Origin of the sequence: Geobacter sp. FeAm09 (assembly GCF_008330225.1) — a bacterium.
Classification (GTDB): domain Bacteria; phylum Desulfobacterota; class Desulfuromonadia; order Geobacterales; family Pseudopelobacteraceae; genus Oryzomonas.
In genome coordinates this window covers 2,400,002-2,420,868 of record NZ_CP042466.1, presented here as the reverse complement: position 1 = coordinate 2,420,868, position 20,867 = coordinate 2,400,002, and the positions used below count along the sequence as shown (strand labels likewise).

18 protein-coding genes are annotated in these 20,867 nt (G+C 55.6%); 17 read left to right on the top strand and 1 reads right to left on the bottom strand.

Features of this window, described 5'->3' with window-relative positions:
• Positions 1-405: 405 nt before the first annotated feature.
• A complete protein-coding gene (locus FO488_RS20005) occupies positions 406-996 on the top strand; it encodes a PEP-CTERM sorting domain-containing protein (RefSeq protein WP_240731871.1) in 591 nt (196 codons plus the stop codon).
• Positions 997-1,512: 516 nt separating this feature from the next.
• On the opposite strand, the gene FO488_RS11240 is transcribed toward FO488_RS20005, so the two are convergent.
• Positions 1,513-1,866 (bottom strand): PilZ domain-containing protein, encoded by a 354-nt coding sequence (locus tag FO488_RS11240; RefSeq protein ID WP_149210645.1) that lies wholly within the window; start codon positions 1,864-1,866, stop codon positions 1,513-1,515.
• A 715-nt stretch (positions 1,867-2,581) separates the two neighbouring features.
• Here FO488_RS11240 and prsT point away from each other — a divergent pair.
• From prsT to FO488_RS11165, 16 genes are all read left to right on the top strand, one after another.
• The gene (prsT, locus tag FO488_RS11235) at positions 2,582-5,206 is read left to right on the top strand and encodes an XrtA/PEP-CTERM system TPR-repeat protein PrsT (RefSeq protein ID WP_240731869.1); all 2,625 of its coding nucleotides are present in this window, start codon (positions 2,582-2,584) and stop codon (positions 5,204-5,206) included.
• Between the two features lie 7 nt (positions 5,207-5,213).
• Positions 5,214-6,611 (top strand): TIGR03013 family XrtA/PEP-CTERM system glycosyltransferase, encoded by a 1,398-nt coding sequence (locus FO488_RS11230; protein ID WP_149210643.1) that lies wholly within the window; start codon positions 5,214-5,216, stop codon positions 6,609-6,611.
• Positions 6,612-6,646: 35 nt separating this feature from the next.
• A complete protein-coding gene (locus FO488_RS11225; RefSeq protein WP_149210642.1) occupies positions 6,647-7,453 on the top strand; it encodes an XrtA/PEP-CTERM system exopolysaccharide export protein in 807 nt (268 codons plus the stop codon).
• 41 nt (positions 7,454-7,494) lie between these two features.
• Positions 7,495-8,991: an XrtA system polysaccharide chain length determinant gene (locus tag FO488_RS11220; protein WP_149210641.1), complete on the top strand. Its 1,497-nt coding sequence runs from the start codon at positions 7,495-7,497 to the stop codon at positions 8,989-8,991.
• A gap of 47 nt (positions 8,992-9,038) precedes the next feature.
• A complete protein-coding gene (locus tag FO488_RS11215) occupies positions 9,039-9,905 on the top strand; it encodes an XrtA-associated tyrosine autokinase (RefSeq protein WP_149210640.1) in 867 nt (288 codons plus the stop codon).
• Positions 9,906-9,921: 16 nt separating this feature from the next.
• Complete coding sequence (locus FO488_RS11210; RefSeq protein ID WP_149210639.1) at positions 9,922-11,109, top strand: XrtA/PEP-CTERM system-associated ATPase; 1,188 nt, start codon at positions 9,922-9,924, stop codon at positions 11,107-11,109.
• Positions 11,106-12,362 (top strand): TIGR03016 family PEP-CTERM system-associated outer membrane protein, encoded by a 1,257-nt coding sequence (locus FO488_RS11205; protein WP_149210638.1) that lies wholly within the window; start codon positions 11,106-11,108, stop codon positions 12,360-12,362. The genes FO488_RS11210 and FO488_RS11205 overlap by 4 nt, the downstream gene beginning before the upstream one ends.
• A gap of 2 nt (positions 12,363-12,364) precedes the next feature.
• Positions 12,365-13,252: an XrtA system polysaccharide deacetylase gene (locus tag FO488_RS11200; RefSeq protein WP_149210637.1), complete on the top strand. Its 888-nt coding sequence runs from the start codon at positions 12,365-12,367 to the stop codon at positions 13,250-13,252.
• Positions 13,249-14,439, top strand: coding sequence for a glycosyltransferase (locus FO488_RS11195; protein WP_149210636.1), 1,191 nt, complete (start codon positions 13,249-13,251; stop codon positions 14,437-14,439). The genes FO488_RS11200 and FO488_RS11195 overlap by 4 nt, the downstream gene beginning before the upstream one ends.
• Positions 14,411-15,550 (top strand): glycosyltransferase, encoded by a 1,140-nt coding sequence (locus tag FO488_RS11190; RefSeq protein ID WP_149210635.1) that lies wholly within the window; start codon positions 14,411-14,413, stop codon positions 15,548-15,550. The genes FO488_RS11195 and FO488_RS11190 overlap by 29 nt, the downstream gene beginning before the upstream one ends.
• Positions 15,544-16,602 (top strand): glycosyltransferase family 2 protein, encoded by a 1,059-nt coding sequence (locus FO488_RS11185; protein WP_149210634.1) that lies wholly within the window; start codon positions 15,544-15,546, stop codon positions 16,600-16,602. Before FO488_RS11190 ends, FO488_RS11185 begins: the two co-directional genes overlap by 7 nt.
• Positions 16,603-16,667: 65 nt before the next feature.
• The gene (gene pelF / locus FO488_RS11180; protein WP_168205992.1) at positions 16,668-17,786 is read left to right on the top strand and encodes a GT4 family glycosyltransferase PelF; all 1,119 of its coding nucleotides are present in this window, start codon (positions 16,668-16,670) and stop codon (positions 17,784-17,786) included.
• Positions 17,786-18,340: a serine O-acetyltransferase gene (locus FO488_RS11175; RefSeq protein WP_149210632.1), complete on the top strand. Its 555-nt coding sequence runs from the start codon at positions 17,786-17,788 to the stop codon at positions 18,338-18,340. The genes pelF and FO488_RS11175 overlap by 1 nt, the downstream gene beginning before the upstream one ends.
• Before the next feature lie 62 nt (positions 18,341-18,402).
• Complete coding sequence (locus tag FO488_RS19430) at positions 18,403-18,948, top strand: hypothetical protein (protein ID WP_168205991.1); 546 nt, start codon at positions 18,403-18,405, stop codon at positions 18,946-18,948.
• 2 nt (positions 18,949-18,950) lie between these two features.
• Positions 18,951-19,574, top strand: coding sequence for a GNAT family N-acetyltransferase (locus FO488_RS19425; protein WP_205743262.1), 624 nt, complete (start codon positions 18,951-18,953; stop codon positions 19,572-19,574).
• 17 nt (positions 19,575-19,591) lie between these two features.
• Positions 19,592-20,830, top strand: a complete 1,239-nt coding sequence (locus FO488_RS11165) for a DUF6716 putative glycosyltransferase (protein WP_149210630.1) — start codon at positions 19,592-19,594, stop codon at positions 20,828-20,830.
• The last annotated feature ends 37 nt before the right edge of the window (positions 20,831-20,867 follow it).

Sequence of the window (20,867 nt, the reverse complement as noted above, 5' to 3'; positions counted from 1 at the left end):
CGGAACGGCAAAAGAGGGCTTTGAGGCTCTTTTTGTTTGCCCTTCGTGCGTAGTGTCCTGGATCGCCGTTAGTGCTTCTGTTCTGCACGTGAAGAATCTGTCTGACATAATACCTTACAGGAAGATTTGTATATATTATTAGTAAATACCTATATAACGCGGCTGTCTGCGGAACTGTTTGAAATGTTTTAGTAAATTTTTGCGGCTGGGGTTTTTAAGTAGCCTCCATCGTTGCGGGGCTACCGAACGTCTTGTCGAATATACTTACAAATTGGGAGCTATAGAGGGGAGTGACAGAAAATATTTAATATTATTGATATGTTGTAGGAGTGGCATTGTGCTTGCACTTTTGCTGCACAAACGAGTCTTTGAAAAAGCGTATGACAAATTGAGGAGGAGGCCACCATGAAGAAAACATTTTTGGCAGGATTGATTGCGGTAGGATTGACGTTGGCTGCCATGACCGGAGTTGCCTCGGCAACAAGTTGCACGCCTGAAAACCCCTGCACGCCAGGGACTTCCTACACATGGACGGACAGCATTAACTTCGGGTCAACGTTCAACGATTCATCCGACCATGTGACGGCAAATTTCAACATATCGCCTCCGTTTACCCCCGGTGTCGATACGATCAGCAGTATTCAGTTCTTCATCGAAATAACCGATCTGGCCGGGTCTGCCGCCGACAAGGTCAAGCTGGTTGTCGGTTCATGGAATACTACGAGCGGCGATATTCATGACCAGTTAGGCTGGGATTGGGCAACCAATGACCTTTTCACCGCCTCCCTCATTACCGATCTCGCGGCGGACGGCAAGCTTGCCCTCAGTATCTTGTGGAACCATGGCAATTACATCCTTGAGAGTGCAGGGATCGAGGCAACCGGCTGTGATATGCCGGGGGCGCCAGTGCCTGAGCCGGGCACGATAGCGTTGGTGGGGCTCGGTATGGTCGGCCTGGCCATTTACGGCAAACGCCGTCAGAACAACAAAGCATAGACCCTCGTAGTCCGACCTCTCGAAGGGACGTTATCATGGCCGATAACGTCCCTTTCGTTTTGTCTCGCATGGTATGAATGGCACCATTTCCCCACCCAGGCAACCAAGCCCCAGTTTGAGACGCACAAAACCGCCCGGGAAGCGCACCGGTCCCAGGGCATCAGCAAAATTGTTGTGAAATCGGCACACAAAAGCGACGCATTTGCCCAATTTTCATTGTAACGGCTAAGCGCGTACAAGAGCGTGCTGCTGCCGGCTTGATTGTGGCCGTCGTGGGGCGCGCCCAAGGGGCTGGGAAAACGCGTGTCGGTGCTTTGGCGGATTCCGACCTTTCTTCCGCGGTGGGCGGCATCAAGACCGCTTAGCGTGATTTGTAGAGGAGAAAGGCAAGGGTGCGAGGGGAGGTGGCGGCGGATGTTTTTCCGTATGGGCAAGATTTTGGAAAGCAGAGGGTGGCGCGGACAGGGTATCGACGGGGCGTCCAGGCGATGACCTGAACGAGGGGGGGTACGGGAATCAGTGGATGCAGTTCGCCATTTTGTAGGTTTCATGCATGATAAGCGTCTGATCGTTGCACTGCTGTGAAACCACATCCCTGAGGCGGACGAATGAGTTTACGTCCACTCCGCTGATTTTCATGCCTACACCTTCTTCTTCACTGCGAACCACGCTGGCATTCAGGTAAATGGATGAGTTGGGAGATTGGTAAATGGTTACTTCCAGCGGGTTGCCGAGTGGCAGATCATGCTTTGTTTTGATGAAGAAACCCTGCAGGCTCACGTTCTCGATGTTCCCCCAGAGAATTTGCTCTTTATACTTGATTGAGGCTCCGCCGGAAAAGGCAACCCTGGTGAAATTCCGCTTCTCCATTTTGGTATCTCCTCGATACTGATATTATGAGGGAAATTGCAGTGAAATGTGTTGATAACTATGACAATTTATAATAGTGTTTAAGAATATCTTGAATAAATGCCGCAAAATTATCTGGTGTTGGCGGTGAATTATAATATTTTAAGGGTTCTTCGCGTTCGTCCTCATAAAAGTGTCACTCAAATTCAAAACGATGTCATATGTTTTTGGGGTGTGCTGTTGACGGTGTTGGCCTAGTGTTTGCATTCTTGTTTGTGGTTTGAATAGCTGACAGGCACATCGGTAATCATTTTTACTCTCATGTCGCCGGGTCTGTTGCTGAAAAGCGCCCTTGAAAAATCGCGTAAGTTTTGTATTTTTTAAGCAATTTATGTGCCTGCAATGCAATGGCTTGTTTTCATAGGATTATTTGCATGGTTTGACCCGTTCGTTGCTGGTTGTTAAGATTACCGACAGTAGCGTTTGGCTTGGGAAAAGAGTAAATTGGCCCCCCTGGGATGGCCGTTTGTTCGCAAAATTGCAGATCAATACTGTGTTGGCGCGGGTCGGACCATTCTGACAATTGTGAATCCCGCTGTCGGAATGGGCAACGGAGGCTTGGATTGCGAGGGGGGGCGGCAAGGAAGCCGGACGTAGCGAACAATTACTTTCTTTGAAGCATGCACGATGTCTCTGGCCCAGCCAGGAGGGGGTGTAAGTGTTTAGGATATTTTTAGTGGCCTTGATCCTGTTAGCCTGTTCGGCTTGCGGCAGTAAATCGAAGGAGGAGTTGTTCAGTGAGGGGCTCAAGCAGCTGAACAGTTCCAATCCGAGCGCTGCCCTGGTTCTTTTCAAAAGCGCCCTGGAGAAGGATGAAAACTATAGCGATGCGCGTTTCCAACTGGCAAAGGCATATGCCGCCCTGGGGAAACGGGAACAGGCGGAGAAGGAATTTACCAAGGTTCTGAAACAGAATCCTTCCCGTGATGACGTTGTGCTGGAATTGGCGAAGCTGATGATTGCTTCGAAGAAGCCGGACGAGGCTTTCAAGCTGGCGGGGCAGTACCTCGGCAAGCATCCGGGCAACGCCGAGGGTCTGGAAACCCTGGGGATAGCGTGCGCCGTGAACAAAAAGTACGACGACGCGGAGAGCTACCTGCTGCAGGCCCTCAAAGCAGACCCCCAGCGTTCACGGACGAAACTCGAACTGGCTGCGCTCTACGTGTCTGCCGGGAAAGAGCAGAAGGCAAAAGGGCTCCTGGATGAGATCGTTGCCGCCGACCCGAAAAACCCCCGTGCCTATTACATGCTTGCCGCCCTGGAAAAGAGTGCGGGAAACGCCGACAAGGCATTGGAGATTTATCAGAAAATTCTTGCAATCAGCCATTCCGAGACACTCGCCGCTTACAAGTCGGGGCTGATCCGCATTGAAAAGGGGGAGTTCGACAAGGCCGACAAAGCCTCGGACGAGTTGATCAAAGAGTTCCCCAAAAGAGCCGATGGCTATCGCCTGAAGGGTCTGGTGAGCTACCAGCGCAAGAAGTATGCGGAGGCCGCCGCCCAACTCCAGAACTCCATAAAGATTGCGCCGACCTTGGAGGCATATTACTTTCTCGGGCTCTGCAACTATAATCTGGGTGAGCTTGAAAGCGCATTGAGCCAATTCCGCAAGATCCTCGACGTGGTGCCCACTTCACGGCAGGCCCGGCTCATGACCGGGGCGATCCTTCTGACCCAGAAGCGGACTGACGATGCGATTGCCGAGATCAATAAAGTGCTGCAACAGGATGACAGGGATGCGGTCGCCCACAATATGCTCGGCAACGCCTACATGGCAAAGGGGATGTTCGAAGAGGGCATGCAGGAGTTGAACCGGGCGACAAAAGCCGATCCCAAGATGGTGGATGCCTATCAGAAAAAGGGGTATTACTATTTCAGCCGCGGGAAAAATTCAGAGGGAGAAATGGAGCTTGCAGCGGCCGTCAAGATGGCTCCCGACTCTCTGAACAGCCGCCTGCTGCTCGCCTCCTACCATATGCGCAAGGGAAACAATGCCAAGGCGCTGTCCGTTCTCAGGGCCGGCCTGACGGGAAAGAAGGGCGATGCCGTGTTGTATAACGCCCTGGCGGCACTCTCTTTCTCCGAAAACAAGCAGGCCGAAGGCCTCAAAAACCTGCAAAAGGCAAAAGAAATCGACCCTCTGCTGCCCGCATCCTACCAGAGTCTGGCTACGTATTATGCCGCTACCGGTAATTACGACCAAGCCATTGCCGAGTACGGCACCCTGCACCGCAATGATCCGCATAACGCTCAGGCAATGCTCGGCCTGGCCGCTCTCTACGAGATAAAGGGCGACGACCGTTCAGCCCTTGCCTATTACCAGAAGGCGAAAGATGCCAATATCCCGGCGGCATTTTTGGCGCAGGCGAGCCATTATCTGAAACGGAAGGAAACCGGCAAGGCGATAAATGTGCTGGATGAAGCGATCAAGATAAATCCGCGGGATGTCCCTGCCCTTGAGATGAAGGGGCGCATTCTGGTCGCCGATAAGAAATACAAGGACGCCATCAAGATTTTCGATGACGTGGAGGCCCTGAACCCTGAGGCGGGCATTGTCCTGAAGGTTAATACCTATGCAACCATGAAGGATACCGCCAAGGCGGTAGAGCAGGCGCGCAAGGTCATCACCAAGTATCCGAATTCGGCGCGCGGCTATATGTTGCTCGGTTCCGTTTACGAAAGCCAGAAGGATTACAACAGCGCGATCAGGGAAATGAAGAATGGTTTGCACGTCGATGCCAATAATGTGAATGCCCTCCTCTATTTGGGCAAACTATTCGAAATTAAAAAAGATTATGATCAGGCGATGGCGGCGTATGTCGACGCCGCGCGTAAAAAACCTGACTTCGCACCGGCCATTTACGCGCAGGGCTCCATATTCGACCAGAAGGGGAAAAAGAAGGAAGCCGCCGAAAAATACCGGCTCTGCCTGGAGAAATCAAATACCTATGTACCGGCCTTGAACAATCTGGCCTATCTCAGTGCAGACGGTCATGGCAATAAGGAAGAAGCCCTGCGCCTGGCTATCATGGCCTATAAGCTTGAACCCGGGAATGCGGGAGTTCTGGACACGCTTGGTTATGCCCTGCTGAAGAACCGCCGTGTAGGCGATGCGAAGAAGGTTTTGGAAAAGGCCGTCAATCTCCAGAACAACCCGACGATCAATTATCACCTGGCGCTTGCCTACAAGGAATCCGGAGATAAGGCAAATGCGGTGCGAACATTGCAAAAAGCTCTTACGCTTGGCGACTTTGCCGATGCCGCTGCCGCTAAAACCGTGTTGTCTGAACTGAGAAGATGAGGTCTCAATGAGTTTGCGCTGGCTTATCCTCATACTGGTCGATGTCGTGCTGGCTCTGCTGTCGCTCTATTCGGCAGCCGTGGCACGACTCGGCTATCAGGAAGTCGCCGGTAAATTGTTTGCGACCTCGACATTTTATACTGCATTTGTTTTTGTTCTGGCCATCCTGTTTGCCTCGCACCTGATGGATACCTATGATTTCGACAGAAACACCCGAAAACGCGAGATCATCATCAATACGCTGCTTGGTGCGGCAACTTCATTCTTCCTGCTTTCCATCGTCTATTACATCGACCCGGCCATTATGCTCGGGCGCGGCGTGCTGGTAATCTCGATTGCCGCTTTTGCTCTCCTGCAGTTTATCTGGCATGTGGTCTTTTATCTGGTCGGCCGCCACAACCCACGATTTTCCCGGCGCGTTCTGGTGCTGGGGACCGGCCCGCTGGCCAGCCAGGTGGGAGAGTTCTGTTCGGCCCACAACCGCAATTATACCTTGGCGGGATACGCGTTATGCAACTGCAATGGCGCCAGCGACAATGACAGACAGGGGGAGGGTATTGTCGTTCCCCACGACCAGATCGTTGGCAACGCCGACGATCTGATGGCCGCCACACGTCAGGCGCAAGCCGACATAATCGTCGTTGCGTTGTCGGAGAGAAGGGGCGTTTTTCCGCTCAGGGACGTGTTGCGCTGTAAATTGAACGGTTTTGAGGTGATGGATGCCCCGTCGTTCTATGAACTCATCCATGGCAAGCTTATGTTGGAGCACATCACTCCCAGTTGGATCATTTTCTCCAGCGGCTTTCGCCGGCCGATCTATTTCAGCCTCTGCAAACGTTACATCGATATCGTCCTGTCGTTGATAGGCCTGTTCCTGACGCTCCCCTTTTTCCCCTTGATCGCCCTGGCCATCAAGCTGGATTCTCCGGGCCCGGTGTTTTTCAAGCAGGTGCGTGTCGGCAACAAGGAGAAGATGTTCCACCTGTACAAGTTCAGAACCATGCGCCAGGATGCGGAGGCGAAGTCCGGCGCCATCTGGGCCGCCAAAAACGATCCCCGCGTGACCAAGCTTGGGGGGCTGTTCAGGAAATCGCGCATCGATGAAATCCCCCAGCTCTACAACGTGCTGAAGGGGGACATGAGTTTTGTGGGACCGCGTCCGGAGCGGCCTGAATTTGTCGAAAAACTGAAACAGGTCATCCCGTACTATTCGAAGCGGCACTTCATCAAGCCGGGCCTGACCGGATGGGCGCAGGTGCGCTATCCGTATGGTTCGTCGGTGGAGGACGCCATCGAGAAATTGCGCTACGACCTGTTCTATATCAAAAATCTCAGCCCGTTCCTGGATACGCTGATCTTTTTCGAAACCATCAAGGTGGTGCTTTTCGGCCGCGGTGGGCAGTAGCGCTCCTGCAACTATCCCGGTATTGTGAGGAATGTATGAAAATGAAGCGGCTGTTGGTAGGTCTCGGTATGGTGTTACTGTTTCCCTTGGCGGCCGGCGCGGCAGACTATGTGATCGGTGAAGGCGATGGCCTGGATATTGCCGTCTGGGGAGTGAAGGAGCTGACGTTTTCCGTGAAGGTGCGCCCTGACGGCAAGATTACCGTTCCGGGCCTGGGGGACGTGGCCGCCAGCGGCACTACCCCCACGGGTTTGCAGGTGGCCCTGGGGACGCGCCTCAAGGAACTGGTGAAGAACCCGATTGTCACGGTTACCGTGAAGGATATCACCAACAGCAAGGTGTATATTTACGGCGGCGGAATCAAGTCGGGGGTCTATGACCTCCAGAGGCGGACGACGCTCCTGCAGTTGCTATGCACGCTTGGCGAGGTCAAGACGGCCGATCTGAGGAGAGCATATTTGCTGCGGAACGGGAAAAGGGTGAAAGAGGATTTCTACCGGCTGTTCATCAAGGGGGAGTCGGAGAACGACATCCTGCTCGAATCCGGGGATTCGCTCTTCATCCCGCTCCTCTTGGACAAGAATGTCTACATCCTCGGCGCCGTCAATACGCCCAAGGCCATCGAATACCGGGAAGGCATGAGGGTCATGGAGGCGATACTCGAAGCGGGAGGATTCACGAAATTTGCGGATCAGGATGATATCGTCATCAGAAGAAAGGTCGGGCAACAAGAGCGATCCCTGGAAGTCAAGGCCAAAAAGCTTTTCAAACAGGGGGATCTGTCCCAGAATCTGGTATTGGAGGCGGGTGATTACGTCCTTGTCAAGGAAAGCCTTTTTTGATGGGCGGCCGGTACGCGTAAAACTTTGCTCGTGAGGTGCATATGCAGTCTTCGGAACTTGATTATAAAAAATTCCTGCAAATTCTGAACAGGCGTAAAGAATTGTTTGTGGTGCTGGCGCTGTTGATTATGACGGCAGTGACGATTGTAAGCTTTGTGCTTCCCAAGAAGTTTGAGGCAAAGAGTACCGTTTTCATTGAAAAAAACGTCATAAGTGAGCTCGTCAAGGGGCTTACGGTTACACCGTCCATGGAAGACACGATAAAGGTGCTTACCTATGCAATAACCAGCCGTACGTTGCTTGCCAAGGTCGCCGACAGCACCGATATGAACCTGGCGGCAAAGAGCGGCGCCGACAGCGAAGAACTGGTGAAAAGAATCCAGAAGAATATCGATGTCCAGGTAAAAGACAAGAACCTGTTCATAATCTCGTACAAGGACAGCAATCCGAAAATTGCCCAGGATTTTGTCAACACACTGGTCCGCCTCTATATAGAAGAAAATACGTCGTCAAAACGCGGCGAATCTTATGATGCCACCAAGTTCCTTTCCGAGCAGATCTCCACGTTCAAGGCGAAACTGGACAAGGCGCAAGATGAGGTGAACGCCTATAAGCGTGATAAGGGAACGGCCATCTCCATCGACGAGGGGAAACTGTACCAGGATATCAACGCTTCACAGCAAAAACTCATCGACCTGGAACTGAGACGCCGGCAGTTGGAGGGGATGCGCCATGTGACGAAGACGACCAGCGACCCGCTGCGCTCCAAACTGCTGGCGCTGCAGAAACAGTTGCACGAACTTCAGGCCCAATATACCGATAGCTACCCGGAGGTACTCACGGTAAAAGGCGAAATCGAGTCCATCAAGGAGCAGATGAAGGCTGCGGGCGGCGGGCAGACGTTCGATTCCAACGAACTGGCAAAAGTCGATTCGGAGATAGCGGCCATCAGGGCATCGGAGGATGGGCTGCGCCGCAATATCGCTTCGAATCAGGCGCTGCTCAGAAATATCCCCGCGGCACGGGCTGAACTCGACAAGCTGGAACTGGAGAGAAACAACCAGAAAAATATCTACGACCAACTGTTCGCGCGCCACGGGCAGTCCGAGGTTTCGAAGCAGATGGAGGTCCAGGACAAATCGACCACATTCCGCATTGTCGATCCGGCCACCCTCCCCACGGCGCCCATAAGCCCGAATCGCCTCGCCATCATGATGATGGGGATCATCGGCGGTTTGGCCGGCAGCTTCGGCATCCTGCTGCTGCTTGAGCAAATGGACACATCGGTAAAAGACGCACGCTCGGTCAAGGGTTTTGGCGTGCCGATCCTGGCGATCATCCCTCATATGCTGGACCCGCAGGAGGTCGCTTTACAGCACAAGCGCGCGAAGCGCCTGTTCACCCTCGGCGGTGTGTATTTCCTTTTCCTGCTCTGTTTCCCGGTCATGGAACTGCTGGGGCTTAATTATGTCGATACGATGATGAGCTACATTTCTCCGGCCAGCATTGTCCAGGACGTCAAAGGGCATTTGCGGTAAAAGGGATAGAGCCGATATACCTGATTTATCATGAAAGGGCTTAACATATGAGCAGAATTGAAAAGGCCATGGAAAGGGCGGCACAGCTTAGGGAAGGGGGGGGCGTGGCTCCCGCTCCCGCTCCCGCTCCCGCTCCCGCAGGGCATCAGCAAAAACACGTCTTCAAGGCCATCCCGTCTCAGCCCCCTCCGGCTCCGTCCGTCACCCCTGCGATAACATCAGACAACCCGTATCTCGTCAATCTGAACGACCCGCATTCGCCTACGGCGGAAGAGTACCGGAAGCTGAAGTCCGTTCTGGTGAAAATGACCAAAGGCGAGGATTTTTTCAAGAACACCATTATGGTGACCAGTGCGGTGCCCCACGAGGGGAAGACGCTCACCGCCCTCAACCTGGCCATCAGCCTGGCCCAGGAGTTCGATCACACCGTCCTGCTGGTGGATGCGGACCTGCGCCGCCCTTCCGTCCAGCGCTACCTCAATATGAATAACAAACGGGGACTCTCGGATGTCCTTCTCGAAGGTCTGGACATCGGAGATGCGATCGTGGCTACCGGGATCGGCAAGCTCTCCCTGATACCGGCGGGCCGGGCCGTCAGCAACCCGGTTGAACTCTTCACATCCCAGAAGATGAAAGAGTTGATCGAAGAGATGAAGTACCGCTATCCCGACCGGTATCTCATCTTCGACACGCCGCCCATTCTCCCCTTCGCGGAGACCCGCTCCCTGGCCAATCTGATGGATGGGGTCCTGTTCGTCGTAAAAGAGCGGCTTGCCTCCCAGGAAAACGTCAAGGAAGCCGTCGAAGCCCTCAAGGGGTGCGAGCTGCTGGGCCTGGTGTATAACGACGCCACGCTTGACCGGCATGATGAGCGCTACTCATATTATCGCGACTATTCCCCCAAAGCTTCATAACAAAAGCGGAGCGCGTATGTACGAAACCTTTTTCAATTTGCGCATGAAGCCATTCGACCTGGTTCCCGACCCGAGCTTCATCTACCTGAGCAAGTCGCACAAGAAGGCGCTGACCTTTCTTGACTACGGCATCAGGGAGCGGGCCGGGTTCATTCTCCTCACCGGAGAGGTCGGCTCGGGCAAAACCACGATCATTCGAAACCTGCTCAATAAACGCTATGAACAGTTGGTCCTGGCAAAGGTCTTTAACACCCGTGTCACCTCTGAGCAGTTGTTGGCCATGATTAATGATGATTTCGGCCTTCAGACCCAGGGAAAGGACAAGGTTACCCTGATCCGGGATCTGAACGATTTTCTGGTTGACCAGTATGCGCGCGGCAATCAGCCGATCCTGATTATCGATGAGGCGCAGAATCTTGCGCCGGAGCTTCTGGAAGAGGTCAGGATGCTCTCCAACCTGGAAACCTCCGACAGCAAGCTCCTGCAGATTATTTTGGTCGGGCAGCCCGAGCTGCGGGCCATTCTGTCCGCTCCCGAGCTACGTCAGTTGCGGCAGCGGATCAGCATCAACTGCCATTTGCAATCGTTAAGCCGCCAGGAGACCGAGCGCTACATCATGCATCGCCTTGAGGTCGCGGGGAATGCCCTGGCTGTGGAGTTCCCGTTCGAGTCGCTGGACATTATCTTCCGCTACAGCAGGGGCATCCCGCGCTTGATCAACATCATCTGCGATTTTCTGATGCTTTCGGCATTTGCCGAAGAAATGAAGGTGATACCGGTCGAAATGGTGCGCGAAGTTATCGGGGACCTGGATTTCGACAACCATTTCTGGGCCAACGGAGCCGTTGCCCCCAGGGAAGGAGCACCGGCCGATGCCGAAGCTGCCGCGCAGGCATCGGAGAACAAGGATATGCGTACCCTGTTGAGCGATATTGCCCGGCGGCTCGATACGCTCGAAGGGGCAAACGGCACCCCGACGCAGGCGGTCATCAATGAATTTCAGGATCGCTTCACCCAGCTCCAGAATAACGTTACCTCGCACATGACCAAGGCCGATTCGCAGATATTCAACCTTCTCAGAAAACTGGATGAAATCGCCCCGTCCCATAAAGGCGACAGTGACCAGGATATGTCCCCCGAGCCCACGAGCGTGGGGTTTGTCCGCAGGGTTTTCGGCGGCGATACCTTTACCAGGAGAAAATGATGAACCGTTTCCGCCAGACTGGAATGATAGGTGCGCTGATCGCAACAGGTCTCTTCACGGGGATTTCGGGGCAGGCCTGCGCTTCCGAACTTGATTTCAAGCCGTCTCTCGCGGTAATCGGAGAGATAAACGACAACATCTATGAATCCGCCTCCGGCAAGCGAACCGACTACATTACCCGCGTTCAGCCGGGGGCCACGCTTCATTATCTCACCCCCTTCTGGAACTGGGATGTGGCGTACACGTTCGACTATCGCAACTATGCGCGGCACAGCCGTGACGACGAGTACAATCACGACGCCAACCTGAAGGGGACTATGGCGCTGGTGGATAATTTCTTCTATCTCGACGTCAGCGATACGTACCGTCGGGTGTCGCTCGATGTTTCCCGTGACGTAACCACGCAAAGCAGCCTTTTCGTCAACCAGACCGACCAGAATATCGCAATGGTTTCCCCCTACCTGCTGTGGCGGCCGGGAGCAAAGAGTACGCTCAAAACCGGTTATCGCTATACGGATACCCGTTACTGGGATTCGGACGGCATCGATAAGCATGAACATGGAGGCTTTGCCGACCTGACGTACGAACTGACGCCCAAGCTGAGCCTGACACTGGGCTATGCGTTTACCCGGAGTGAAACGGTACCGGTTAATTTCGACAAACACGACGTTTATGGCGGCTTCAAATATCAATACGCCGAGAAGTCCTTCGTTTTCGGCCAGATTGGCAATACCTGGCAAAACTTCCGGCATTACAACAGCGTAAACTATTTGTTCTGGCACGCGGGCGTCACACATGACTTTGAGGTCGCCGTGGCGACACTTGAGACCAATGTGCAAAATACGGAAGATCCCTTGGCCGTTTCGACAAAGGAAACCAGTTACAGCGGCAAGCTCGACAAGGTTTTGCAGCGGGGGGCCGTGGGGATTTCGAGTTCCTATTCCGAGTATGTCAATACCCAGACGGATACGCGCAACCAGCGCAAACTTTCCTTTTCCGGTTATGGCCGCCACGAGGTCGTAGAGAGCCTTACCGCCAGTCTTAACGCGACTGCGGAGCGCTACTACCAGAACGGCTTGCGGGGGGAGTATCCTTACCATTTCATCGCTACTGGCAGTTTGGCGTACGCCTTTAACCACGACATCACGCTCACCCTGACCTACTCCTACGAGACCAACCGTGACGACATCAACTCCTCAACGAATGCCCGGGACATCAACCGCGGAATTGTGGAAATCAGAAAGATCTTCTGACCATGCTCAATGCCCTGACCATAGATGTGGAAGACTATTTCCAGGTGAACGCTTTTGCCCGCCATATCGCCTTTGCGGAATGGGATAGTTTCCCCTTGAGGGTCGAGGATAATACGCATCGGGTTTTGGGTATGCTCGACGAGTTCGGCGTAAAGGCCACATTTTTCGTGCTGGGCTGGATTGCGGAACGGGTGCCGCACCTGGTCCGGGAGATTCAGGCCCAGGGGCATGAAATTGCCAGCCATGGCTATGGGCACCAACTGGTGTATCGTATCGGACCGGATGCCTTCAGGTCGGATATACGCCGCGCCAAGCAGATTCTTGAGGACGTCTGCGGCACGGAAATCTGCGGTTATCGCGCCCCCAGTTATTCCATAACGAAGCAATCTCTCTGGGCTTTCGATATTCTGCTCGACGAAGGTTATTCCTTCGACAGCAGTGTCTTCCCGGTTTATCACGATACCTACGGCATTCCGGACGCCCCCCGTTTCCCCTATGCGGTGGAGCGGGATGCCGGGCGCCTGGCGGAGTTCCCGTTGACCACGTATCCCGTGCGCTGTGGCAGCATGGAGTATCGGCTGCCGATAGCCGGTGGCGGCTATCTGCGGCTGTTGCCGGCGGAGTTGGTCCGGCGGGGTATTGCGAGGATCAATGATCAGGAGCACCAGCCCGCGGTGCTCTATTTTCACCCCTGGGAGATCGATCCGGGACAGCCCCGCATCAAAGCCGGGCTCAAGTCGCGTTTTCGGCATTATCTCAATCTGCACCGTACCGAAGGGAAGCTGCGGCATCTCTTGGGCAAGCTCCAATTCGGCACCATGACGGCTGCGATCGCCGGCAGTTCCAATCGCCCGCAGCGTGATGCCGGCCTCGGTGCCCCCAGGTCATGAATGTCCTGATCGTTGACGAAGAGGTCCCCTGGCCGCTTGATACCGGGAAAAAAATCAGGACGTACAACCTGTTGCAGCGCCTCCAGAAACGCCATTCGGTAACCTACCTCTGTTACGGCGACCGGGGGGACTGTTTGCCTGATTGCCCAAACGTCACCCTGATCACCCTGCCGAGCACCGTGCTCGAACAGAAAGGATTCCGCTTTTACCGGGCGCTCCTGGCCAATATGCTGTCGCCGAAACCGTACGTTGTGGACCGCCATTATTCAGCGGCATTGGAAAAGAGGGCCTTGTCCCTGGTCGCTTCCGGGAGATTCGATCTTGTCCACTGCGAATGGATGCCCTATACCGAGAATATCCGCACCCTGCTCGGCAGGCTGCCGTCGGTCCTTTCGGCGCATAACGTCGAGGCGCAGATATGGGAGCGCTACTGCGAGGCTGAATCGAATCTGCTGAAAAAGTTGTACATTTACCTCCAGTGGCGAAAAATGGTGGGCTACGAAGCGCGTGCCGCCGTGAACTATTCCCAGGTGTCGGTCGTTTCCGCTCCGGACCGGGACATATTTATGGAACGTTACGGCTGCAGCCGGGTGACCGTTGTCCCCAACGGCGTGGACGAGCGCTATTTCGCTCCTGCCCAGTCCGCGATATGCCCGGGAAGCATGGTATTTACCGGCTCGATGGACTGGCGCCCAAATCAGGACGGGGTCACGTACTTCATCGAAGAGATCTTTCCGCAGATCAGGCGCCGCATCCCCGCCGCGACCTTTGCCGTGGTCGGCCGCAAGCCCCCGCAGTGGCTGCTTGCCCTTGCCGAACGGACCCCTGGGGTGACGGTTACGGGGACTGTCGATGATGTGCGGCCATACATAGCGCGCAGCATGCTCTATGTGGTGCCGTTGCGGGTCGGTGGCGGTTCCCGCCTCAAAATTCTCGAAGCCATGTCCATGGCAAAAACGGTTCTTTCCACAACAGTCGGGGCAGAGGGGCTGGACGTTGCCGAGGGGAAAAATATTCTTCTGCGGGATACCCCCCGGGATTTCGCGGACGCGGCGTGCACGGCCCTTGAAAATTCTGCCGTTTTCTCCGGATATGGCGCTGCCGGCCGGGCGCTGATTCTTGAATCCTACACCTGGGATGCGATTGCCGGGGTAATGGATGCCGTATGGGAGCGAGCGCGTGCCTGATCCGATTGTCGTTATGCACCTTCGGGCCAGCAATTTTGTCGGCGGGCCGGAGAAACAGATTCTGGAGCATTTGCGGAGAATTGACCGGCAGTGTTTCCGGCCGATCCTCTGTTCGTTCGATAACGACGGCCGGCCCAATGGTCTGTTGCAGGCGGCGGAAGCCGACAACATCCGGACATTGAGCCTGCGGAGCAGCTCTCCGTTTCATCCCAGGCTCATTACGCAATTACGCCGGCTGCTTCGAGACAACTCCGTGCAGTTGCTGGTAACGCACGGATATAAATCGAATATCATAGGGTATCTGTCTTCGGGTGCCCTTGGCGTTTCGCAGATCGTCTACTCCCATGGGTGGACCGGGGAAAGCGCAAAGATCCGTTGTTACGAGTTTGCCGACAAGCAGGTCATGAAGATGATCCAGAACATCGTCGCTGTTTCCGAGGGGCATAAACGTCAGATTGTCGCGGCGGGCATTCCCGGTGACCGCATTACGGTCGTCCATAACGCCGTCTTTGTTGAAAAAGGGCCGCATAAGGAAAGCATCCGGGATCTCCTTGCGCTGCCGGAAGACGCGGTGCTGGTCGTCTCGGCCGGCCGCCTGAGCCCCGAAAAGAATTTTGCCGGGTTTATCGAGGCTGCCGCGCCAATCGTGCGGCAGCGGGAAAAGGTTTATTTCATTGTTCTGGGCGAGGGGATTCTCCGCCGGGAGTTGGAACGGCAGGTTGCCGCTGCGGGGCTGCAAGGCCGGTTCCTGCTCCCTGGGTTCAGCGACAACGTCCCGGCATTGCTTGCGGATGCGGATATTTTCGTCTCTTCATCCCATACGGAGGGGCTGCCGGTTGCCGTGCTGGAGGGGGCGGGAGCCGGCCTGCCGGTCGTAGCGACGGCCGTTGGCGGGACTCCCGAGATTGTCCGCGGCGGCTATAACGGCGTGCTTGTGCCGGCGGGAGACGTTGCCGCATTGCGGCAGGCAATGGAACATCTGCTGGACAACCCGGAAGAGGCCAAAGACATGGGCAGGCGTGGTGCGGCTCTTGTCGACGAGGCCTTTAACTTCGCAAGCCAGGCCCGCAAGCTTGAAGACCTCTATGTCAGGATCGCCGGTACATGTTGACGGGCACGCATGCCGCTGTCCCGTTTCTCACGGTAGTCATGCCGGTGCGCAACGAGGCACGTTTCATCCGCGATACGCTCGGACAACTGCTGGCCCAGGACTACCCGGCGGACCGTTATGAAATCATCGTTGCCGATGGCATGTCCGATGACGGCACCCGGGCAATTGTCGGCGAGTTGGCCCGCTCCTGCCCGCAAATACGCCTTATGGACAACCCGGGACGCAGGTCGAGTGCCGGGCGCAATATTGGCTTCAAAAACGGCAGGGGGGATATTTTTCTTGTGGTGGACGGCCACTGCCACATCCCGGATGCCGATCTTTTCACCAGCGTCAGGGAGTGTTTCGAGAAAAGCGGCGCAGACTGCCTTGGCCGGCCGCAACCGCTTAACCCTCCCGGTTTGGCGCCGTTCCAGCAGGCTGTTGCCCTCGCGCGCGGGTCAAGGATCGGCCATGGGGGGGACTCGCTCATCTATGGTGAATACGAGGGTTTTGCAAGCCCCGTGAGCAACGGGGCGGCCTACCGCCGCGCGATTTTGCCGCGGGTCGGGTTGGTGGATGAAAACTTTGACGCGTGTGAAGATCTCGAATTCAACTATCGGGTGGAGAAAGCCGGCTTGAAGACATACACCAGCCCGAAGCTGACGGTGCGCTATTATCCGCGTGAAGACCTGAAAGGGTTGCTGCGCCAGATGGTCCGCTATGGCAGGGGGCGCTGGCGTTTCATCCGGAAACATCCGGAGGCCGTGACCCTTAACCAGCTTGTCCCGGCAGCCTTTGTGGCGGGTCTGTTGCTGCTGCTTGCCGCGGGGGGAACGATGGGATTCTCCGGGGGAGGGCGCCATGCCGTTACGCCGGTGCTGGGGACCCTTTACGGGATCTACCTGCTGATCATCATGGTGGAATCGTTGCGCATTGCCGCCCGAAACGGGTGGCGCTATTTCGCGTATCTGCCGCCGATTTTCTTTGCAGTCCATTTTGGGCTGGGATGGGGCTTTTTGCGGCAGGCGGTCAGCCGGGAGCGGGACGAAGTGAAGCACTCTCTCGGGACATAGGTGAAAACCGCGAGTGGAAAAGCATAACCGAAAGAAAAGGGCATAGGGCCATGGGCCGCGGTTCAATGAAAAAGATCGCTTTCATCATCGATACCATAGAATCCCCAACCGCCGGGACTGAAAAGCAGCTCCTGATGCTTATCAAGCATTTGGACCGTTCCCGGTTTGAGCCGACTCTTTTTGTCCTGCGCTCGTCCCCGTGGCTTGACCATGAGTTTGATCTGTGCCCGTTGGTGGTGATCGACTTCCAGTCATTCGCCCGCCCGGCATCGTATCGCCGCTTCCTCGGTTTTGTCGCGGCGCTGCGCAAGAACAAGTTCGACTGCATTCAAACTCATTTCGTCGAATCGAATATCATTGGCATTATCGCAGGCCGGCTTGCGGGGGTTCCCCGCATTATTTCCTCAAGGCGCGATCAGGGGTATTGGCACACGCCTGTTAAAATCATGCTCTATAAGGTGCTGAACCGGTGGGTTCACTACTTTGTGGCCAATTGCCATGCCACGGCGAAGTGGGCGTCGGAGATAGAAGCCATTCCGATGGAACGCATGAAGATAATCTACAATGGTGCCGAGCTTGGCCTGTTCCAGCCGGTATCGGCACAAACGAAAAACGAGATCCGGGATGCTCTGGGACTGAAGCGGAATGCGTTTGTCGTTGGCATCGTCGCCAATCTGAGACCCGTCAAAAGCGTCGCCACCTTTGTGCGTGCCGCCGCCATCGCCGCTTCACGGGCGGCGGATGTGCAATTTGTCGTCGCGGGCGATGGCGAGCAGCGGAAAGAGCTCGAGAATATGGCCGCCGAGGCCGGTATCGCCGACAAAACGTTTTTTTTGGGCAAACGTACGGATATCCCCCGGATATTGGCGGCATGCGATGCCGCGGTCCTCTCTTCGACCTCCGAAAGTTTCTCCAATTCCATTGTGGAATATTTCGCCTCCGGCCTGCCGGTGATTTCCACGGATGTCGGCGGGTGCCGGGAAATGATAGAAGAGGGGGTCAATGGTTACATCGTGCCGGTCGCCGACGCACAGGCCATTGCCGAACGTGTTGTGGAACTGGCGGCAACGCACGAGCGCCTTGAAACGGCCCGCGGCGCCAATCGGGAAAAGGCCAGGCGCATGTTCTCGCGCGAGTCCATGGTCGCTTCTTTTGAAATGTTGTATTCGGGGAGGAACACCTGATGATTCACTCGCGGGATGACTATGCGGCGTACCTTGACGCGGACCGCCGGGCGATGGGGCGCCGGGATTCCAGATGCTGCCTCTTTGTGCTCGATCCGCTGTGGGCATTCTTGCGGCTGCTCAGAAAGGTCGAATACTATCGCAATTGCTCAACCGGCGCGGTTGCCCGCTACTATCTCCTCTGTTTGCGCTTCAAACTCAAGCTCTATCAACTGATACTCGGATTTACGATCCCTCCCAACACGGTCGGCCCCGGTCTGAAGCTTCCCCATTACGGAACCATCGTCATCCATGACAATGCGCGTATCGGGGCGAATGCCAGAATAAATGTCGGCGTCGTCATTGGGGAAAACAACGGTTCCGATAATGTGCCCGTTATTGGCAACGATGTTGTCATAGAAGCCGGGGCGAAGATATTCGGCAAGATCCAGATCGCCGATGGCGTTCATATCGGTGCCAATTCCGTTGTGAACAAGTCTTTTACAGAGCCTGACGCCGTGATCGTCGGCGTACCGGCAACGATCGTCAAGATACGGGATCATGCCCGGCAATAAGGCCGGGAGGGGTCACGAGCGGAAGCCGGCACCTGCCATCATTGCGACAAAGGCCAGATACGATGGGTGTAACAACCACGATAGTCAAGCTGCAACTGCCCGATATCGCCATCGCTACGCCAGCACTACGTCAGGAATGGAATGATCTGGCCCTGGCCAGTGAAAATCTCTATGCCTTTTATCAATCGCCGGCATGGTGGGAGTATGCGGCCCATGCAAGCCTCAAGGATCATATCCTCAGGCTGCGTTTTGGCGAGCGCCCCGTCATGGTGCACATCAACGACAGCGACGGCAGACTGGCCGGGATGTCCGGGGCGTTCGCAACCAGCTATCCACTGCGTTTCATGCTCAAAAGCCGTTCGCTGGCGCAGTGCACCATCCCGGTCATCAGGCTGATGGGGGGGAGCCGCTCCTCGTACCCCGTGAAGAAATCTACGTGGAGTTCGCCAAATCCCTTTTTCGAGCCTTCCCCGACCGTAGCGCCATTTACATACCGGGGGTCCCCGTCAACAGCCGGTGCTGGAGCATTCTGCATGAATCGGAGGAGGTGCGGCGCCATGCCCGTCTTTATATCCCCGACAGGGATTGGGCCAGGCACTACAGCGTGACTTTGAACCGGTCATTTGATGAGTACCTCCTGAAATTCAGCAAAAAAGCACGATACAACCTGAAAAGAGAGATAAAGCTGCTCGGCACCAGCGGTAATGGCGAACTCAGCCTTGTCCGTGTCGAACATGCGGCAGATGTGGCGCTGTTCCTTGATGGTGCCTCCCAGATCTCATCCCGGTCGTGGCAGCACGCCCTGGGGCCGCAGATGGTGAACAGCCCCGAGGAACGCCTGAGATATGAACGGTTCGCCGGCCAGGGGGTCTTGCGCTGCTACCTGTTGAAATGCGGGGAAAGGCCATGCGCCTTTGTGAGAGGTTTTCAGTTCGGCGATGTGTTCTACTACTCACGTACCGGTTTCGATCAGAACTTTTCGGGGTACTCCCCCGGAAGGGCCATGTTCTGCCTGCTGCTCGAAGATCTGTACACCCATCGTCCGCCGAAGCGGTTGAATTTCCAGGAAGGGGAGTATGAATACAAGCGGCATTTTGCAACGGGGCACGTGGAGCAGGCAGACATGCTGCTGGTCCGCAACGATGCGGGCGGTCTCGTAAGGCTGGCGGTTTCGGCCCACAACGCGTTCGGACGGAGCATATCCTTGGCCAAGCGCATCATGCACAGGCAGTAAGGCTCAACATTATCGATATGGGTTCAGACAACGGTAAAAATAGGAGAACAATACTCTTCGTTCCCAGCAATCCCTCCCACGTCGCGACCCAGGTGCCGGTGGCGGTGGAATTGGCATGCCGCGGCCACAAGCCGCTCTTTCTTTCCCGGGATGCTCTTATCGAGGAAGAATACCGGGTCGAGCCTTTTTTGGCAGCGCAGCATATGCCGATCATGCGCTATGAGGCGTTTTACGAATCGGATAGCCAGCGATTCTTCCCTGTTATCGGCAGCTATCGCAAGCTTGCCGCCGAACTTTCGCGATGGCTGGCCCCTCTTGGGGCTGATGCGGTGGTCACGTGCAACGACGATGCGGCGCTGTTCGATCGCATGGTTATGGAGCTTTTTCGCGATTGTGACAAGCCTGCGTTTCTTATCCAGGAAAGCGTTCGTCCCTCGATCCGGAAGCTGCCGTTTCTTCTCAAGCTTAAGGAACAGGGGGGCAACGAAATCCTTCATCAGCTCTGTGCAAAATTTGCATACAAACTTTCCCTCGGGGCCTTTTTCCGCAAGGGCTATGCCCATTCCCGCGGGACGACGGTCTTTGCCGCCGGGGATATGTTTCGCCAGATCTTGCTCCAGGACGGGGTTGATGATTCGCGCATTCTGGTGACCGGGCAACCGCGCCTTGACCGGAAAACGGCACCGGGGGGCTCCGGCGGCAACGACAGGGACACGAGGGACAGGGTGCTCCTTTATTGCAACCAGCCGGTGAAATGTTCCCAGCAGGCCCAGGAGCGCCTGTTCGTCAGGCTGGTCGAAGCGGTTGACGCCATGGATAACGTCAAACTGCTCGTCAAACTCCATCCGCGGGACCTCCCCGAGTCGCACTGGCTGGGGCTGCTGCGGCCCGGACAGGGGCAATCGCTTGTCGAGATAACCAGAACCCGGCCCCTGGCCGATTGTTTCACCGCCGCCGATGCCTTCATGACGATCGCGTCTACGACCTGTTTGGAGGCAATGGATTATGGCCTTCCGGTCGGTCTGGTCAACTACCTGCCCATTGACTGGTACTTGTCCTATGATCGCTTTAAGGCCGTGATATCCGTGCCGTCGGAACAGGAACTGCGGCCTGCGATCGCAACGCTGCTCTTCGATGAGCCGGTGCGGCAGCGCCTGCGGCTCGGGGCAGAGCAGGTGCTGCGGAATGAGTTGCACCTGAGGGACGGCAGAAGTGCCTGGCGGATTGCCAACCATATCGAAACGTTGCTGCACTAGGGGCCTGTTGCCGGGGGCGCGCCCCGTTGTGTGCCTG

Excerpts from the sequence above, each read along its gene's own strand:
- FO488_RS11195 (WP_149210636.1), top strand. The coding sequence starts at position 13,249 with ATGAATGTCCTGATCGTTGACGAAGAGGTCCCCTGGCCGCTTGATACC.
- pelF (WP_168205992.1), top strand. The coding sequence starts at position 16,668 with ATGAAAAAGATCGCTTTCATCATCGATACCATAGAATCCCCAACCGCC.
- FO488_RS11230 (WP_149210643.1), top strand. The coding sequence starts at position 5,214 with ATGAGTTTGCGCTGGCTTATCCTCATACTGGTCGATGTCGTGCTGGCT.
- FO488_RS11185 (WP_149210634.1), top strand. The coding sequence starts at position 15,544 with ATGTTGACGGGCACGCATGCCGCTGTCCCGTTTCTCACGGTAGTCATG.
- FO488_RS11225 (WP_149210642.1), top strand. The coding sequence starts at position 6,647 with ATGAAAATGAAGCGGCTGTTGGTAGGTCTCGGTATGGTGTTACTGTTT.
- FO488_RS11200 (WP_149210637.1), top strand. The coding sequence starts at position 12,365 with ATGCTCAATGCCCTGACCATAGATGTGGAAGACTATTTCCAGGTGAAC.
- FO488_RS11175 (WP_149210632.1), top strand. The coding sequence starts at position 17,786 with ATGATTCACTCGCGGGATGACTATGCGGCGTACCTTGACGCGGACCGC.
- FO488_RS20005 (WP_240731871.1), top strand. The coding sequence starts at position 406 with ATGAAGAAAACATTTTTGGCAGGATTGATTGCGGTAGGATTGACGTTG.
- FO488_RS19430 (WP_168205991.1), top strand. The coding sequence starts at position 18,403 with ATGGGTGTAACAACCACGATAGTCAAGCTGCAACTGCCCGATATCGCC.
- FO488_RS11220 (WP_149210641.1), top strand. The coding sequence starts at position 7,495 with ATGCAGTCTTCGGAACTTGATTATAAAAAATTCCTGCAAATTCTGAAC.
- FO488_RS11210 (WP_149210639.1), top strand. The coding sequence starts at position 9,922 with ATGTACGAAACCTTTTTCAATTTGCGCATGAAGCCATTCGACCTGGTT.
- FO488_RS11240 (WP_149210645.1), bottom strand. The coding sequence starts at position 1,866 with ATGGAGAAGCGGAATTTCACCAGGGTTGCCTTTTCCGGCGGAGCCTCA.
- FO488_RS11190 (WP_149210635.1), top strand. The coding sequence starts at position 14,411 with ATGCCGTATGGGAGCGAGCGCGTGCCTGATCCGATTGTCGTTATGCAC.
- FO488_RS11165 (WP_149210630.1), top strand. The coding sequence starts at position 19,592 with ATGGGTTCAGACAACGGTAAAAATAGGAGAACAATACTCTTCGTTCCC.
- FO488_RS11205 (WP_149210638.1), top strand. The coding sequence starts at position 11,106 with ATGATGAACCGTTTCCGCCAGACTGGAATGATAGGTGCGCTGATCGCA.
- FO488_RS11215 (WP_149210640.1), top strand. The coding sequence starts at position 9,039 with ATGAGCAGAATTGAAAAGGCCATGGAAAGGGCGGCACAGCTTAGGGAA.